This is a genomic window from Qipengyuania gaetbuli (assembly GCF_020171365.1).
Taxonomy (GTDB): Bacteria; Pseudomonadota; Alphaproteobacteria; order Sphingomonadales; family Sphingomonadaceae; genus Qipengyuania; species Qipengyuania gaetbuli_B.
This window is the reverse complement of record NZ_JAIUZO010000002.1, coordinates 1,952,657-1,968,845: the sequence shown is the minus strand read 5'-3', so window position 1 is coordinate 1,968,845 and position 16,189 is coordinate 1,952,657. Positions and strand designations below refer to the sequence as shown.

Sequence of the window (16,189 nt, the reverse complement as noted above, 5' to 3'; positions counted from 1 at the left end):
CTTACGAGTAAGGCGGCTTGTGGAGGCCCTTGGGGCTTTCGGTGAAGATTTCCACGCCGTTCTCGGTGATGCCGATCGAGTGTTCGAACTGCGCCGAAAGCGACTTGTCGCGCGTCACGGCGGTCCAGCCGTCGCTGAGCATCTTGGCGTGCGGACGGCCAAGGTTGATCATCGGTTCGATGGTGAAGAACATCCCCGGCTTCAGCAGCGGCCCGGTGCCCTTGCGGCCGGTATGGATCACTTCGGGCGCATCGTGGAACAGGCGGCCGAGGCCGTGGCCGCAGAATTCCTGCACCACGCCGTAACGGTTCTGGCGCGCATGCGCCTCGATCACTGCACCGATATCGCCGAGACACGCGCCCGGCTGCGAGGCCGCCTCGATGCCGAGCATGAGGCATTCGTAGGTCACGTCGACCAGCCGCCTGGCCTTCAGCGGAACATCGCCGACCAGGTACATCCGGCTGGTATCGCCGTGCCAGCCGTCGAGCAGCGGGGTCACGTCGATATTGATGATGTCCCCGTCCTTGAGCGCCTTGTCGCCCGGGATGCCGTGACAGATCACGTGGTTGATCGAAGTGCAGCAGCTGTGCGCATAGCCGCGATAGCCCATGGTCGCGGGCACCGCGCCGCCATCCAGCGTCATGGTCCGCACGAGATCGTCGATCTCGCCCGTGGTCACGCCCGGCTTCACGAAATCGGTCAACTCGTCGAGGATCTGCGCAGCCAGCCGCCCGGCCTTGCGCATGCCTTCGAAGCCTTCCGGCCCGTGGAGCTTGATGGTCCCGTCGCGGTAGACGGTCTGTTCGCTGTCGATCACCTGGTATTCGGTCATGGCCGCCACATAGCGATGCCGGCCCGAAATTGCGAGGGGATCAGCGCGCGACGCGAAACGCCTCGGCGAATTCGGGCTTCACGGCGTCGAGGACGGAGGCGGTGACGGGAAAGTTCAGCTCGTAGGCTCCCTCGGCATAGGATCCGGCGACATAGGGGCCGAAATAGATCCCGATCCGGTCGAAATGCTCGCCGTCGGAAGAGCCGACCAAAACACTCGCCTCGTCGAGCCCCGGGCAATCGTCGAAAATGCCCCCGGCTGCCCTGTCCACCTTCATGCCGCGCTTGCGCTCGCGCTGGCGGTCGAGCGCGTCGCAAAGCTTGCGGCCCAGCGCATTCTCCAGCGTAACGGGCGACTTGAACAGCGCGATGCCGTCCACTCCCTCGCCAGTTTCGCGGTTCCACAAGAGCGAGCTGCGGCCGTAATTGCCGTGAGCTCCGCCGGTGAAAACGTAGAGGTCCTGCGAAAGGCTGAGCCAGCCGGGGATGTCGGCGACGACCTTCCATTCGACCTCGAAACCGCGGTTGACGCAGGAAACGCAGTCTTCGGGCGAGGTAGCCAGCGCTTCGGCCCACTCCGCCTTCTGTTCGGCCAGCGCCTTGTCACGCTCGGCAGTCAGCCGCCGGGCAAGCGCAGGGGTAGCCGACACGGCAGCGGGCCATTTGTAGGCGAACTCGCGTACCGCCTCGCCCTCCTTGTCACTGTCCTCGAAGTCCACCGCCTTCGCGGTGTCGGCGGCCGGTGCCCCGGCATCCTCCGCCGGGTCCGCAGTCGCGGCAGGAGCTGGTTCGTCCGCCGCGTTCTCGGCTGGAGATTGCGAGCAGGCGGCACTCGACAGGGCGAGCGAAATCAGGAACAGGCTTCTACGCATCTCATTTCCATGCCCGAGATCAGATTAGTACGGGGTGAACTTCATGGCCGATACCGCCGCTCTCATCCAGCCCGACCAGGGCCAGGACGCAACGCTTATCCACCTTGTGAACAAGGACGGGTTCGAAACCTGGGCGAAGAAGCTCTCCGCACCCCAGCGTGCAGCGCTCAAGGCGCAGAAATTCGACGGCAGCGGATACCAGGTGGGCATCGTCCCCGATGGCGACGGCTGGTTCGCGGTCGGCGGTGTGGCCAATCCCGACAAGCTGTCGAGCTGGTGCATGGCCAAGCTGGCCGAAGTCCTGCCCGAAGGCACCTATCGCCGTGCCGATGGCCAACCCGGTCCGGCGCTGCACGGCTGGCAGACCGCGCAATACCGCTTCGAACGCTACAAGAAACCCGAACAGCCGGTCGGCCCGCGTATCCTGCTGACCAAGGACGCCGGCCGGATCGAAGGCGCCATCGCCGAAGCCAAGGCGGTCTGCCTCGTGCGCGATCTCGTCAACACGCCGGCCGAGGACATGGGCCCGGCAGACCTCGAGGACCAGGTGGAGAAGCTGGCCAAGCTCCACTCGGCCAAGGTCAGCGTGACGAGGGGCGACGCGCTGGAGCGCGATTATCCCATGGTCCATGCGGTCGGGCGCGCTGCGGCGCGCAGCCATGCACCGCGCCACATCCACCTCACCTGGGGCAAGGAAAGCGATCCCGTGCTGGCGATCGTCGGCAAGGGCGTGTGTTTCGATTCCGGCGGTCTCGATGTGAAAAGCTCTGCCGGCATGCTGCTGATGAAGAAGGACATGGGCGGCGCGGCCCATGCCATCGCGCTGGCCGGGCTGATCATGGGTGCCAAGCTGCCCGTGCGCCTGCACCTGCTGGTCCCGGCGGTCGAGAATGCCATTTCCGGCAACAGCTTCCGCCCGGGCGACGTGCTCAAGACCCGCAAGGGACTGACCGTCGAGATCGGCAACACCGATGCCGAGGGGCGCCTGATCCTGGGCGATGCGCTGACCCGCGCGAGCGAGGAAAAACCCGACCTCGTCATCGACTTCGCCACGCTGACCGGCGCGGCGCGCGTGGCGCTCGGCCCCGACTATCCTGCCCTGATGACGCGCCGCGACGAAACCGCGCAGGCGCTGATCGAGGCGGGCAAGGCCAATGACGACGAGCCGTGGCGCCTGCCCCTGCCCGAAGCCTATCGCGAATGGCTCAACTCCGACATCGCCGACACGAACAACGCCCACGCCAATTCCTTTGCCGGGGCGAGCGTGGCGGGCCTGTTCCTCGACAAGTTCGTGGGCGAAGGCATCGACTGGGCGCATTTCGACACTTTCGCATGGCGTCCGATGCCCAAGCCGGGGCGGCCCAAGGGCGGCGACGCCTATGGCCTGCGCGCCGCGTGGCATATGCTCAAGGCGCGCTATGCGGGGACATGAGGGGCAGCCGTCTTGCGGGAATGGCCAAGCGCGGCTAAGCGCGCGGGCTTGTATCCAATAGCATGACATCCGGTTTCGTGAGCGAGCATACCAGCTATTCCCTGCCCGAAGGCATCGTCGGACTGAAAGGTCCGGTCACCCGGCCCGCCCCCGGGACGCTGCCGCTGCGCGGAGACCTGGCGCATATCGCGCTCGCCGGACGCTATCTGGCAGCGCATTATGTCGTTCCCGTGAAACGCCGGATCGGCGATGCCGATGTCGTCCTGAAGGTTGGCATGCGCGACGATGCCGACAATGGCGCGACGCTGTCCGCCGGCAGCGACGTCGAACTGCTCGACATTGCCGGAAACTGGGCGTGGATCGCCGTCGGACCGGACGGGCCGAGCGGCTACGTCCATATCGGCGCGCTGGCTGCCGAAAGCGGTGCATAAGGTCTTCATCGACGGCGCGGCCGGGACCACCGGCCTCGAAATCGCCGCACGGCTGGAAGGCCGCAGCGAATTTACGCTGATCACTCTCGACGACGAACGCCGCAAGGACGCATCCGCCCGGCGCGAGGCGCTGAACGAGGCCGATGTCGCCATCCTCTGCCTGCCCGACGATGCCGCGCGCGAAGCGGTCGGGCTGATCGATCCGGCCAGCGGTACGCGGGTGATCGACGCCTCGTCCGCGCATCGCACCGCCGAGGGCTGGTGCTATGGCTTTCCCGAGCTGGTCGGTGCCGACCGCGTGACCGATGCGCGCCGGATCAGCAATCCAGGCTGCTACCCCACGGGTTTCCTCGCCCTTGTCGCGCCGCTGGTGCGCGAGGGCCTGCTGCCCGCCGACTGGCCCTATACGGTCAATGCCGTCAGCGGATATTCGGGCGGCGGCAAGGCGCTGATCGAACGCTTCGAGGCCGGGGGCGCGCCCGCATTTCGTGCCTATGGCTACGACATGGCGCACAAGCATTTGCCTGAAATGAAGCGTCATGCCGGGCTCGAACATCCCGTGATCTTCGCCCCTGCCGTGGTCCCCGCCTATCGCGGCATGATCGTTGAAGTCCCGCTGCATCTCGGCGCGATGGCCACCGATCCCGGCGCCGATGCCCTGCGCGATGCGCTGCGGGCATTCTATGCCGGATCCGAGGTCGTGACCGTTCGCGATGCGGGCGTGCCGGGCGAACTGTTGCTTGAACAGGATGCCGCGCCGTGGGACGGGATCGAGCTTGCGGTGTTCGGCAACGAAGGCGGCTGGAACGCGCGGCTGGTCGCGCGGCTCGACAATCTCGGCAAGGGTGCGAGCGGGGCTGCGGTGCAGAACCTCAACCTGCTGTGCGGCCTTCCCGAAACCGCCGGCCTCCAGCTTTAGGCCTGCCTAAAATTTAGGCAGCACCCGACTGCGCTTTAGGCAGCGGCGGCGCGTAAATCTTCCCCGATTGCGCAGTTGTGGCAAAACTCTTGCCGAAAATGACGCAATCCCGCCACAGGGCTTGCCGAATCCCTCCCGCACCGCCATCGCGCCGCTTGGCACGATTCTTGGAACACCGCGCGAAAGCGCGCATTCGTTCACCAGGGCGCGCGCAATTCTGACCAGGCGGGAAACAGGCCACGTGAAAAAGATCGAAGCGATCATCAAGCCCTTCAAGCTCGACGAGGTGAAGGAAGCGCTGCACGAAATCGGCGTATCCGGCATCACCGTGACCGAGGCCAAGGGCTTCGGCCGCCAGAAGGGTCACACCGAGCTGTATCGCGGCGCCGAATATGTCGTCGATTTCCTGCCCAAGGTGAAACTCGAAGTCGTCGTCACCGACGACATCGCCGAACGCACCGTCGAAGCGATCGCTGCCGCCGCGCAGACCGGCCGCATCGGCGATGGGAAGATTTTCGTCTCGTCGATCGAAAGCGCGCTGCGCATTCGCACCGGCGAAAAGGACGAAGACGCAATCTGAGCTACCTGTCCGGCAATCCGCCGGGCGCAACACGAACTACCCCATACGGAGGCAATACAATGGCTAGTGCTAAGGACGTCCTCAAGCGCATCAAGGACGAAGGTATCGAGTGGGTCGACCTGCGCTTCACCGATCCCAAGGGCAAGTGGCAGCACCTGACCATGGTCGCCAAGATCCTGGGCGAGGACGAGTTCGAGGACGGCCTGATGTTCGACGGTTCGTCGATCGCCGGCTGGAAGGTCATCAACGAATCCGACATGATCCTGAAGCCCGACCTCGAGCGCGTCTACATCGACCCGTTCAGCGCCGAGCCGATGATGATTATTTTCTGCGACATCGTCGAACCCTCGACCGGCGAATGGTATGCCCGTGACCCGCGCACCACCGCCAAGCGCGCCGAAGCTTTCCTCAAGTCGACCGGCATCGGCGACACCATCTACGTCGGCCCCGAAGCCGAATTCTTCATGTTCGACGATGTCCGCTTCGAAGACGGCTATGCCGGCTCGGGCTACGCCATCGACGACATCGAACTGCCGACCAACACCGGCAAGGAATACGAGAGCGGCAACCTCGCTCACCGTCCGCGCGCCAAGGGCGGCTACTTCCCGGTGGCCCCGGTCGACAGCGCCGTCGACATCCGCGGCGAGATGGTTTCGACCATGATCGAAATGGGCCTCAACTGCGACAAGCACCACCACGAGGTGGCCGCCGCGCAGCACGAACTCGGCCTCACCTTCGGCACGCTGGTCGAAACCGCCGACAACATGCAGATCTACAAGTATGTCGTGCACCAGGTCGCCCACATCTACGGCAAGACCGCGACCTTCATGCCCAAGCCGATCAAGGCGGATAACGGCAGCGGCATGCACACCCACATGTCGATCTGGGACAACGGCAAGCCGACCTTCGCCGGCAACCAGTATGGCGGCCTGTCGGAAAACTGCCTCTATTTCATCGGCGGCGTCATCAAGCACGCCAAGGCATTGAACGCCTTCACCAACCCGACCACCAACAGCTACAAGCGCCTGGTGCCGGGCTTCGAAGCGCCGGTGCTGCTGGCCTATTCGGCCCGCAACCGCTCGGCATCGTGCCGTATTCCCTACGGCACGGGCGACAAGGCCAAGCGCGTCGAATTCCGCTTCCCCGACGCGATGGCCAACCCCTACCTCGCCTATGCCGCGCTGCTGATGGCCGGCCTCGACGGGATCCAGAACAAGATCCACCCGGGCGAAGCCATGGACAAGAACCTCTATGACCTGCCGCCGGCCGAACTGGCCGACGTGCCGACCGTGTGCGGCAGCTTGCGCGAAGCTCTGGAATCGCTCGAAGCCGACCACGAGTTCCTGCTCAAGGGCGATGTCTTCACCAAGGACCAGATCGACGCCTATGCCGAACTGAAGTGGGAAGAAGTCCTGCGTGTCGAAACGACGCCCTGCCCGGCCGAATTCGACATGTACTACAGCGCGTAAGCAAACCCGCCCTCAAGCAGCGAAGCGGTAGGGCAAAAAGAAAAGGGCCGCCCGGAGAAAATCCGGGCGGCCTTTTCGTATGCGCAGGACAGAAGCGGGCTCAGCGCATCGTCATCATGCCCTTGCGCGCCGTTACGATGAAGCTGGCCAGCAGCATCATGGCCCAGAACAGCGACAGCCAGTCGAGCGCGCTTGCCGCAGGCGCAAGGCCGAAGTGGGTGAGCACCGCCCAGCCGCCTCCGAAAAGCAGGACGAGGTAATAGCCCGTGGCCGCCGCTTCCTGGCCGATCGACTTCATCAGCTCGTCCTGCTGGCGATAGGACTTGAAGGACAGCCACGTGGCCAGCGCCATGCACAGGGCAAATCCGATACCGGCCACCTCTACAGGCACCGGTCCCACCGGCGCGGACAGGGCCAGCAGGAACAGCGCGAGACCGGACGCACCGAAGGCCACGCTGGCGAGGCCGAGCATGGATTTCTGCTCCTCCAGTTCTTCCGCATCCTCGACATTGAGGAAGGCCGCGCCCTTGTTCGGAGCCATCACGCCGAAACCGACCGCGCCTGCAGTGAGCAGGTAGACGAGGCTGACCAGCGCCGCGATTTCGCGCGAAGTGCCCAGTTCGCCAAGGCTCCCGGCATCGACCACTTGCATAAAGGTGAAAGCGACCACGAAGCCGGCGACGCCGCCCAGCCCGGTGGCGAACACTGTCTTCTTCAACCGCTTCTTCCGTTCGTCGGGGGCATTCGCTTCAGTCGTCATTTTCCGGTTCCCATTCGTCGATGAAGAGTTCGGGCACGTTCACGCCGAACAGCTTCGACATGCGCAGCGCCAAGGGCAGTGACGGGTCGTACTTGTCGGTTTCGACCGCGTTGATCGTCTGGCGGGACACACCGAGCCGGCGGGCAAGTTCGCCCTGGCTCCAGCCTTTCCCTTCACGAAATTCTCGCAGCCGGTTCTTCAAGGAATCGCCTCCAAAGCCTGTAAAGAGCTCTTTACTGTAAAGACCTCTTGTCAGTCAAGAGCTCTTTACAGGTATGGCGAAAGGGTTTTCCTACTCGCACGCCTTGGGCCTAATTCCCCCGCCTCGACTTTCCACACGAGGTGCCGATCCATGAACCGCAAGACCATCTTCGACCACGTCCGCCGCCTGCTTGGCCGGGGCTTTCGCCAGAGCGAGGTCGAGGCGCTCGACCGCGTGCTCGACGAGGCGGGCGGAATTCTTCCCCAGGACCGTGTTCCATCCGTTCCATCCTGTGGTGTCTCGCCAGCGGGCATCCAACTGGTGAAGCGGTTCGAGGGATGCGCGCGGCTGCGGCCCGACGGGCTGGTCGAAGCCTATCCCGATCCGGGCACAGGGGCCGCGCCCTGGACCATCGGTTGGGGCGCCACGGGGCCGGACATCGGCCCGGCCACTGTCTGGACCCGCGAGGAATGCGACGCGCGGCTCGAGGCCGATCTGCAGCGCCATGCCGCCGACGTGCGCGAGGCCATCGGCGATGCCCCGACCACGCAGGCGCAGTTCGATGCGCTCGTCAGCTTCCACTACAACACCGGCGCCATCCACCGCGCCAGCCTGACCCGGTTGCACCGCGCCGGCCGGCATGCCGATGCGGCCAACGAGTTCGCCAGGTGGAAATATGCAGGCGGCCGCGTGCTCAAGGGCCTCGTGCGGCGGCGCAACGAGGAAGCGCGGCTATACCGTTCCTGAGGCGAGACGGTTTACCAACCTTGCCAGCAGCTTAATCGGAACCCGAATCGGACAAGGCCCGTTACCCGAGGCAAAGGAGTTAACAAATGCGAGTTCTACTAGCAGGTGCCGCCGCGCTCGCCCTTGCAGCGAGCGGGGCCGCGGCACAAGGAAACGGTAATGGAAACGGCAAGGGCAATGGCGGTGACAAGCCGGCCGCTGCCCAGGCCAAGGGTAACGGCAATGCCAAGGCCGATCGCGGTCCGCAGCGCATGGAAGCGCGCGGAAACGGGAAGGGTAATGCCAAGGCGGAGCGCGGAAACGACCGCCGTCCCGCACAGGCCGGCAATGCCAACCGCGGCAACGGCAAAGGCAATGACCGTGTCGTCGAACGCCGCGGCAATGGTAACGGCAACGGAAACGACCGCAACGATGTCCGTGTACGCTACGACGACCGCGGTCGCGACGGCCGTAGCGTAAACGTGCGCTACGACGGCGGCGGCTTCTGGCTGGCCGGCGACCGCGAGCGCGGGCTGATCGACGGCTGCCCTCCGGGACTCGCCAAGAAGCGCAATGGCTGCAACCCGCCGGGCCAGCTCAAGGACGATTATCGCCGCAGCCTGTTCGGCGTGGACTATCGCCCGAGCCTGTTCGGCCTCACCAGCTATGGCCGCGGCGACTACTACTACCGCGACGGCTATCTGGTGCGGTACGGCAATGACGGCATTTCCGGCTGGATCCCGCTGCTCGGCGGCGCCCTGGGTGTCGGCAACCTCTGGCCGGTCGGCTACACCAGCTACCAGGTGCCCGACTATTACGTCGACTATTACGGTCTCGGAGGGCCCGACCGCTATCGCTATGCCGACAACGTGATCTACCGCGTCGATCCCGAGGATGCGGCAATCATGTCGATCGCAGCCCTGATCACCGGCGACGAGTTCGCCGTCGGCCAGCCTATGCCGCGCGGTTACGACGTCTACAACGTACCTGCGCCCTATCGCGACCGGTATTACGACACGCCGGATGCCTATTACCGCTATTCGGACGGGTACGTGTACCGCATCGATCCGGAAACGCAGCTCGTGGCTGCCGCCATTGACCTGCTGATCTGAGGAGACGCGAGCAATGCTGACAAAAAACAAGCCCTTCGCCCACGCCTTCGCAATCGTGGGATTGGTCGCCCTCTCCGCCTGCGGTAGCGGCGCGGAAACCGATGCCGCCGATGCATCGACGCAGATCGACGAGACGGAAACGCTGGCCGCTGCCCTCGGCAAGCTGCCGGAACTGTCGACGGTGAACTCGGCGATCGTGACTGCCGATCTCAACACCGTGTTCGACGGCGTCGGCAGCTACACGCTGCTTGCCCCCAGCGACGAGGCCTTTGCGGCTCTCGGGGAGGCCGGGAAGCAGCTGATGGCCGAGGAGCAGAAGCCGATCCTCGTCGGCGTGCTGCGCAATCACATCCTGCCGGGCTATCTGCAGCCCGAAGACATCGCCAAGGCGATCGATGCCAAGGGTGGCGCGGTGACCATGACCACGCTCGGCGGTGGAGATGTAACCTTCACAAAGGACGGCGAGACGATCACCGTCACGCGCGAGGACGGCGCAAGCGCGCAGTTCTCGGGCAAGGCGGTCGCCGCGTCGAACGGCGTCGTCATCCCGATCGGGGCCGTCCTACAGCCTCAGTAATCGCGACTGATCTCGGCAACGACGCTTTCGCGTCCGATAGTCGAGACACTCGCCAGCAGCGACACCCAGCTCGTGACACGGAACTCGACCTGGGTGGCGCTGTAGCCTTTCCCGTCAGTGATGATCTCGACGTAGAAGCGCCGGCCGATGTTCTTGCCCAGCGCAATGCCCGTGCCCCTTCCAAGCGCCGGATCGGCGCTGACGATGCGCAGGCGGTCGAGGCCAATGGCAGAGCGCAGCTGGTTGATCGGGTCCATGCCTCCGCCTCCGCGCAGGCTGGCCACAGCGGCACCGAGCTGCAGTGCGTCGGTCGCGGACAGCGTGGTGATCGAACCGCCGAACAGCAGCCGGGCGAGAATCTCCTCTTCCGGCAGTGACGGGTCGGACGCAAAGGTGATTTCGGGCTGCACGGCATTGCCGGTGATCGTGACGATGACGTTGGTGTCACCAGCCTCCGTCTCGGCCCGGATGTCGAGGCGGGGGTTGATGGGGACGCTCTCGTCGAAATCGATCTCGCCGCGGGTCAATTCGAAGCGCGTGCCCGCGAACGTGTAATCACCGCGCACGACCTCTGCCGTTCCGCCGATGCGTGGATCGTCGGTCGTGCCGCGCAGGATGATGTCGCCGCGCCACTCGCTGTCGAGGCCCATTCCGTCGACGTCGATCCGGCTCTCGGCCCTTGCATCGATCAGGTAGCGCCACGGCCTTGCGGTCGCCGCGCGGCGCCGACGGTCTGCCGGCAGGTTGATCTCGCGCGTGCTGATCCGCGGCAGGCGCAGATCGTCGGCTGCCGTGCCGAGGCGCCAGCTGGCGCGGTCCACCCGCACTCGACCTGCGATCGTGCCGCCGAGCCCGTTGGAGATGATCCGCAAGGGTCCCGTGACCGTCGCCGAAAGGCCGTTCGCATCGACCAGTCGGGCATTGCTGGCCGCGGCGCGCAAGTCGAGGGTTGGCCCGCGAATTTCGACGAACCGCCCTTCCACACGCTCGCCAAGGCCTGCGAGATCGACGATCCCGCTCCCCGAAACCTTGCCCCCATTGACGGTCGTTCCGGCAAACCGGGTGAGACGAAGGCGCGAACCTGCAAAAGAGCCGCGCACGCTCACATCGTCGACATCGGTGCCGGACAGGGCGCTGCGGACCCGCAGGTCATCGCTGGCCACCGTGCCCCGCACCCTTGGTTCGGCAAGCGAACCGCTGGCATTGGCCGCGATCGATACAGGGCCGGTAAGATCGAAAGCCTCGACTGCCGCCAGCCGCCAGAGGCTTTCCGCGGCCCCCTGAAAACGCAGCTGGCCATCGAGGCGCCCTGCCCTGAGACGCCGGGTCAGATCGCCCTCTGCCGGCAGGCCCGTGATGTAAGCCTGCACACGCCCTCGCCTGATCTCGTCGCTTTCCATCACCGCGCGCGCTTCGAAGCTGTTGGTTTCCAGCCGCGCCACGAGCGACAGGTCCATGGGCTTCGACGACAGGACGAGGCCCGAGCGCGTGAGGTCATCGACCTTCACGCGCGCCGAGCCGGTCGGCAACCCGCCTGCGGGGCTACGGTACTCGACCACACCGGAAATCGTGCCGCCAAGGCCAAGGTCCGACAGGGCGACATCGCCAAGCGACAGCGGCATGCGCGCCAGTTTCAAGTCGAGCGCAAGATTGCCGCCGCCGAATTCGCCCGAGGCGACCATGCCGCCATCGCCATAGGACAATTGCGTCGGCGACAGCCTCCACCCGCCATCCTCCATCTTGGTGAGGTAGGCCCGGCGCGGCATGTAGATGGCCCGTCCGGCGAACTCGCCCTGTGCGGCGACAGCGATGCGTTCCGGCTGGAAACGTCCCTTGAGGTCGAGCGCGAAACGGACCCCGCGCTGGCCGGTGATACGGGCATCGACGCTGCCAACCCCGTTCTCGACCTTCCCCTGCGCCGCGAGCCGGGCAATGAAGAGCCTGCCGTACTGGACCCCTTGCGCATTGGCCGTGCCCGAAAAGCTGGAATTGCCTTCGCCCAGCAGTCCCTCGACGTCGATGTCGGCGCGCGCGATGGTCAGCGACGTATCCCCGCCGAAGCTGGCGTCGCGAGCGGTCAGGTCGATGACGAGCCCTTGCCGTCCACCCTGCGGAGCGAGCGCTATCGTGCCTTCCAGTCCGCCCCGCGTAAGCGCGAGCACTCCGTCGACCCCGCCGTCAACCAGCGTCAGGCCGCCGCTTACCGACGTCTCGGAAACCGTGAGCCGTTCGACGTCGATATGCGTCGGACCGTTTGCCGGAGCGAACAGGGCCAGGATCCCGTCGAACGGGCCGAGCACTGAATCGCCCTGCGTGTCGATGGCAAAGCCGTCCTCGCTCGGGGCGATGGCCACACGTACGTTCTCGAGCCCGGTGAAAGGCCTTGCAAAGACAAGCTGCGCAGTGGGGCCGTCGTCCGCGATGCGCGCTTCCACGGTAAAGTCGCCATATTCGGTATGCGTGCCGGACCCTGCCAGCTGTGTCGCCCCGCCCGAAACCGACCCGTCGAGCGCCATCTGCAGCTTTTCGGCACTGACCCGGACGCGATTGAAATCGAGCGCCGCGCCGCTGCCGGTCGCGATGCCGCCACGCACGCGGATTGCCGGACCTGCCAGATTGGCGAGGGTCGCATTGGTCACCGGCGAGACGCGCGCATCGAGGTCCGCGCCAAGCTTCCACCCGCCGGGATAGAGCTCGAAATCGGCCATGGCGGTCCCGCCTGCCCGTCCGACATTGTCGAGCACCAGCCCGTCCGCCCGCACGGGACCGCGCAACTGGTAGCGCCCGGCATCCAGATCGCCGCGCAAGGCAAGATTGGCGGCAAGGCCGCGGAAGGCGACGCTCAGGTCATCGGCAACCAACCGGTTACCTGACAAGGCGAGCTGGCCGCGAAGAACGCCGTCCACGAGGCGCGGATCGACCAGCGCATTGCCGGTCGAAACCCGTCCTGCGGTGACAGCCAGCGGGACAGTCCAGGTCTTGCCGTCATAGCGGGCCGTGCCTTGCTGCCTGAGGGAAGTGACCCGGGTCTCACCCGAAACGAGCTCGCCGATCCTGAGTTCGTGGACGATGTCGAGCTGGTCGAAAGCACCGTTCAGCGTTGCAGTCGCGGTCGTACCGTTGAGACGCAGGCCATCATCGAATAGCGCCGGATCGCGGAGCCGGGCGGCGAGCCGGTAATCCTCGACACGGTTTTCCGCGAGATCGAGCAGGCCGTTGCCATCGAGCAGTATGCCCCGCCCGACGAGTATCGTTCGCCCGTCGAATTTGCGGTCGTCGATGGTCAGCCTTGCCTTGATCGCCGTGTCATTGCCGAGCGCCCGTTCGGGCAGGCCGTCGACGAAGTCGGTCGCGTCGAATTTGCCGAGAACTCCGAACACGCCCTCACGATTGGTGATGCGGAGCGCTGCGATACGGTCTTCCCCGCTGCGAACCAGCAAGCCGCCCTTCCACGCCGACCAGGTGCCCTCGCCGCGCAGGCGCGCCTCGTAAGGCCCCTCGACACCCAGAATGCCGGCAATCGCCCCGCCCTCGCTTGCGCTGATATCGGCGGAGAGGTCGAAATCGTCCCCGTCCGGCTCTGCGTGCAGTAGCAAGGCCAGGGAATCGTCCGCGCCCAGCTTGGCATCGCCATCGACGAACAGGAGCCGGTCACGGACCTGGACTTCGGCAGCAAGATCCACGCGCTGGGAGGCGTCGCCGGCAATTCCCGGCGCAAGCGTGAGATTATCGATTTCGAATCGGTCGACCGCGATGTCGAAGCCGGGAAGCACCGGACCGTCATCCTCGCTCGGCAGGAATTCCGGTATGCGCGACAGGTTTCCGCGGCGGGCGACGAAGCTGTCGATATCGAGCCGGTTGCGCAGCCAGCCGCGCGGGTTCCAGTCGATCTCGGCGCGCGGGATGGTCAGGAAGACGCCTTGCGGATCGGACACGCGCACATCGTGCAGGACCGCATCGCCGTAGATATTTCCGTCGATCCGGCCGATGGCGATTTTGAGGCCGTTGGGAAAGACGTGGCGCGCGATCCGGTCAGCGAGGAAACGTTCCCCGATGGGGGTGTTGAGAAGCAGGAGCGCGCCCACGACCAGCAGCACCGCGCCGCCGAGTAGCCCCAGCGACCATTTAGCAATGCGCCCTGCGATGGACCTGCGCTTCGACGCATCGGTAGACACGGCGGCCTCTTCCATCAGAACGCCTGCCCCAGAGAAACGTAGACGGCGACAGGCGAATCGCCTTCGTCGGGGTTGAGCGGCACGCCGACATCGAGGCGCAGCGGGCCGAAGCCGGTATCGTATCGCACACCGACGCCTGCACCGTACTTCACGAAGCGGAAGTCGGGGGTGGAATCGATCGACACGGCCCCGATATCGAAGAACGGAACCACCGATACCGCCCCGTCGAAGAAGCCCGTCCCGATACGTGCTTCGACCGAAGCTTCGACGAGACTGCGTCCGCCGACCGGTTCGCCAAGGTCGTTCTTGGGGCCGACGGCCTGGTAGCCGTATCCACGCACCGATCCGCCGCCGCCTGCATAGAGCCGGCGGGAGGGCGCAATCGCGAACAGGGGCGCGCCCAAGATGCTGGCATAGCGCAGCCTGCCGGCGGCGACGATGTTGCTCCCGATCGACTGGTAATAGGACGCATCCGCCTGGTTCGCGAGATAGTAGAACTGTTCCTTGGCGGTTCGCGAGGTGGCCGGGGCGAGGAAGGCCGAGACACGGAAACCCTTGGTAGGATCGAGCAGCGAATCCGTCGTGTCGACAGTCGCACGGCCATAGACCGAGGCGACAAGGTAAGTCTGGCGCGGCCGCTCGATGCCCTTGAGCACCCGGTTGCGATCGTCCGTGGCGAGAATGAGCGCGCCGAGCGTCCAGCTAAGGGGCTTCTGGAACAACAGGGTGGAGAGCCGCTCGTAAGTCCCCGACAGAGCAATCGAGTTCGCGTCATAGGCGACCGTATCGATCGCGGAGACATAGGCGTCGACCGTCAGGACCTGGTCGCGCCCGCCGAAATTGTTCTTGCGGAAAGTGACGCCCGCAAGCTGCTCCTGTGTCCCCAGCACGCCGCGTATCTTGAGCGAACCTTCGGGCGGGAAGAGGTTGCGGTGCTCCCAGCTTGCCTGGACACGGAAGCCTTCTTCCGAACCGTAGCCGATGGCGCCCGCGATGGTGCGCAGCTTGGCGCGGGTCATTTCGACATCCATCGCCACCACGCCCGGCTCGTCGCCTTGCGGCGCGGAAATCTCGCGCGGCGTAATCGCGACGGAGGACACAAGGCCGGTCGCCGTCACCGCGCGCCGCAGGTCCATCGACAGGCTGCGCTGGTACGTGTCGCCCGGTTCGAAGCGCGCGATGCTGGCAAGGTGGCGGCTGGACAGGAATTCGGGATCGTTGCTGGTGACCTCGCCGAACACGTACTTGCCGCCCGGCTCCACCGGCAGGGTGAGGTCGCCTTCCTGCCGGTCGTGGTCGATCAGCAGTTCGGGTTCCTCGATCCTGGCGAAGGCATATCCGCTTTCGCCCAAGGCCCGGTCGAGGTCGAACTGTTCCTGGATGATCGTGTCGCTCTGGAGGTAATCGCCGGGCAGGATGTTGAAGACATCGCGCAGCGCGTTGTAATCGGGTGCGCTCCTGAGATTGCCGAGGTCGATGGCCCCGTAGCGATAGCGCACGCCCGGAATGACATCGAAGCGCACGACCGGCCTGCCGTCGGCCTCGCCCTCGCCCGGTTCCAGCGCGCCGATCGTGCGGAGGATCTCGCCATTGTAATAGCCATACACCCGCAGGAGGTTGTTGAGCAGTTCCTCGTCCTCGCGCGCACGGGCGGCGATCTGTGCGACATTGGCATCGTCGGCCCCGAGTTCCTCGATAGTCGAAAGCGCCTCGTAACGCGCGACGAAGCCGCCACGCTCGGTAAAGGGAGGTTCGGCCTGCGGGAAACCGAGGATCAGATTGTCCGCGAGCTGCTCGGTCTCGGCATTCTCGAATGCGATCTGCGGGGCGCCCGTATCGAGATCGGCGAACTGGATGTCCTCTTCCGGCTCCAGCGGCTCGAAACCATCGATTTCCAGTTCGTCCGGCCATGCAAGATCGAACCCGGGCGGAGCGTCGATCGGCGTTTCGGGTTCGGGAACCACGTCGCCGGTGGTCTCGGTGTCTTCAACCGTACCCTGCGCTGCCCACTCTTCGGGATTGTCCAGCGCACTGTCGGGGATCAGGTCCTCGAGCCGTTCGGGCGCCTGCTGGTCCTGCGCAGCCGCAGGTACCGCCACAAGG

14 protein-coding genes are annotated in these 16,189 nt (G+C 65.4%); 8 read left to right on the top strand and 6 right to left on the bottom strand.

What is annotated here, in order from left to right:
• Position 1 precedes the first annotated feature (1 nt).
• The gene (map, locus tag LCL94_RS10255; protein ID WP_224832117.1) at positions 2–832 is read right to left on the bottom strand and encodes a type I methionyl aminopeptidase; all 831 of its coding nucleotides are present in this window, start codon (positions 830–832) and stop codon (positions 2–4) included.
• Between the two features lie 40 nt (positions 833–872).
• Entirely contained in the window at positions 873–1,703 is an 831-nt protein-coding gene (locus LCL94_RS10250; RefSeq protein WP_224832116.1) for a PdaC/SigV domain-containing protein, read from the bottom strand.
• 43 nt (positions 1,704–1,746) lie between these two features.
• Between LCL94_RS10250 and LCL94_RS10245 the strand changes: the two genes are divergently transcribed.
• From LCL94_RS10245 to glnA, 5 genes are all read left to right on the top strand, one after another.
• Positions 1,747–3,135 carry a leucyl aminopeptidase family protein gene (locus tag LCL94_RS10245; protein ID WP_224832115.1) on the top strand — a complete coding sequence of 463 codons (1,389 nt, stop codon included), beginning with the start codon at positions 1,747–1,749 and terminating at the stop codon, positions 3,133–3,135.
• 77 nt (positions 3,136–3,212) lie between these two features.
• Positions 3,213–3,566, top strand: a complete 354-nt coding sequence (locus LCL94_RS10240) for a hypothetical protein (protein WP_224832114.1) — start codon at positions 3,213–3,215, stop codon at positions 3,564–3,566.
• Positions 3,559–4,485: an N-acetyl-gamma-glutamyl-phosphate reductase gene (argC, locus tag LCL94_RS10235; RefSeq protein ID WP_224832113.1), complete on the top strand. Its 927-nt coding sequence runs from the start codon at positions 3,559–3,561 to the stop codon at positions 4,483–4,485. The genes LCL94_RS10240 and argC overlap by 8 nt, the downstream gene beginning before the upstream one ends.
• Positions 4,486–4,726: 241 nt before the next feature.
• Entirely contained in the window at positions 4,727–5,065 is a 339-nt protein-coding gene (locus LCL94_RS10230) for a P-II family nitrogen regulator (RefSeq protein WP_160606231.1), read from the top strand.
• Positions 5,066–5,124: 59 nt separating this feature from the next.
• Complete coding sequence (gene glnA, locus LCL94_RS10225) at positions 5,125–6,534, top strand: type I glutamate--ammonia ligase (protein WP_222554430.1); 1,410 nt, start codon at positions 5,125–5,127, stop codon at positions 6,532–6,534.
• 100 nt (positions 6,535–6,634) lie between these two features.
• On the opposite strand, the gene LCL94_RS10220 is transcribed toward glnA, so the two are convergent.
• Together LCL94_RS10220 and LCL94_RS10215 are read right to left on the bottom strand one after the other, a co-directional pair.
• Positions 6,635–7,294, bottom strand: coding sequence for a hypothetical protein (locus LCL94_RS10220; protein WP_224832112.1), 660 nt, complete (start codon positions 7,292–7,294; stop codon positions 6,635–6,637).
• On the bottom strand, positions 7,284–7,496 hold the full coding sequence (locus tag LCL94_RS10215; protein WP_224832111.1) for a helix-turn-helix transcriptional regulator: 213 nt from the start codon (positions 7,494–7,496) through the stop codon (positions 7,284–7,286). Before LCL94_RS10215 ends, LCL94_RS10220 begins: the two co-directional genes overlap by 11 nt.
• A gap of 150 nt (positions 7,497–7,646) precedes the next feature.
• Between LCL94_RS10215 and LCL94_RS10210 the strand changes: the two genes are divergently transcribed.
• The 3 genes from LCL94_RS10210 to LCL94_RS10200 all read left to right on the top strand — a co-directional run bounded on the left by LCL94_RS10210 (position 7,647) and on the right by LCL94_RS10200 (position 9,911).
• On the top strand, positions 7,647–8,243 hold the full coding sequence (locus tag LCL94_RS10210; protein ID WP_224832110.1) for a lysozyme: 597 nt from the start codon (positions 7,647–7,649) through the stop codon (positions 8,241–8,243).
• Between the two features lie 86 nt (positions 8,244–8,329).
• Positions 8,330–9,334 (top strand): hypothetical protein, encoded by a 1,005-nt coding sequence (locus LCL94_RS10205; protein WP_224832109.1) that lies wholly within the window; start codon positions 8,330–8,332, stop codon positions 9,332–9,334.
• 13 nt (positions 9,335–9,347) lie between these two features.
• A complete protein-coding gene (locus tag LCL94_RS10200; protein WP_224832108.1) occupies positions 9,348–9,911 on the top strand; it encodes a fasciclin domain-containing protein in 564 nt (187 codons plus the stop codon).
• On the opposite strand, the gene LCL94_RS10195 is transcribed toward LCL94_RS10200, so the two are convergent.
• Positions 9,905–14,101, bottom strand: a complete 4,197-nt coding sequence (locus LCL94_RS10195) for a translocation/assembly module TamB domain-containing protein (RefSeq protein ID WP_224832107.1) — start codon at positions 14,099–14,101, stop codon at positions 9,905–9,907. The two genes, LCL94_RS10200 and LCL94_RS10195, sit on opposite strands and share 7 nt — an antisense overlap.
• Complete coding sequence (locus LCL94_RS10190) at positions 14,101–16,185, bottom strand: autotransporter assembly complex protein TamA (protein ID WP_224832106.1); 2,085 nt, start codon at positions 16,183–16,185, stop codon at positions 14,101–14,103. The genes LCL94_RS10195 and LCL94_RS10190 overlap by 1 nt, the downstream gene beginning before the upstream one ends.
• Between the last annotated feature and the right edge of the window lie 4 nt (positions 16,186–16,189).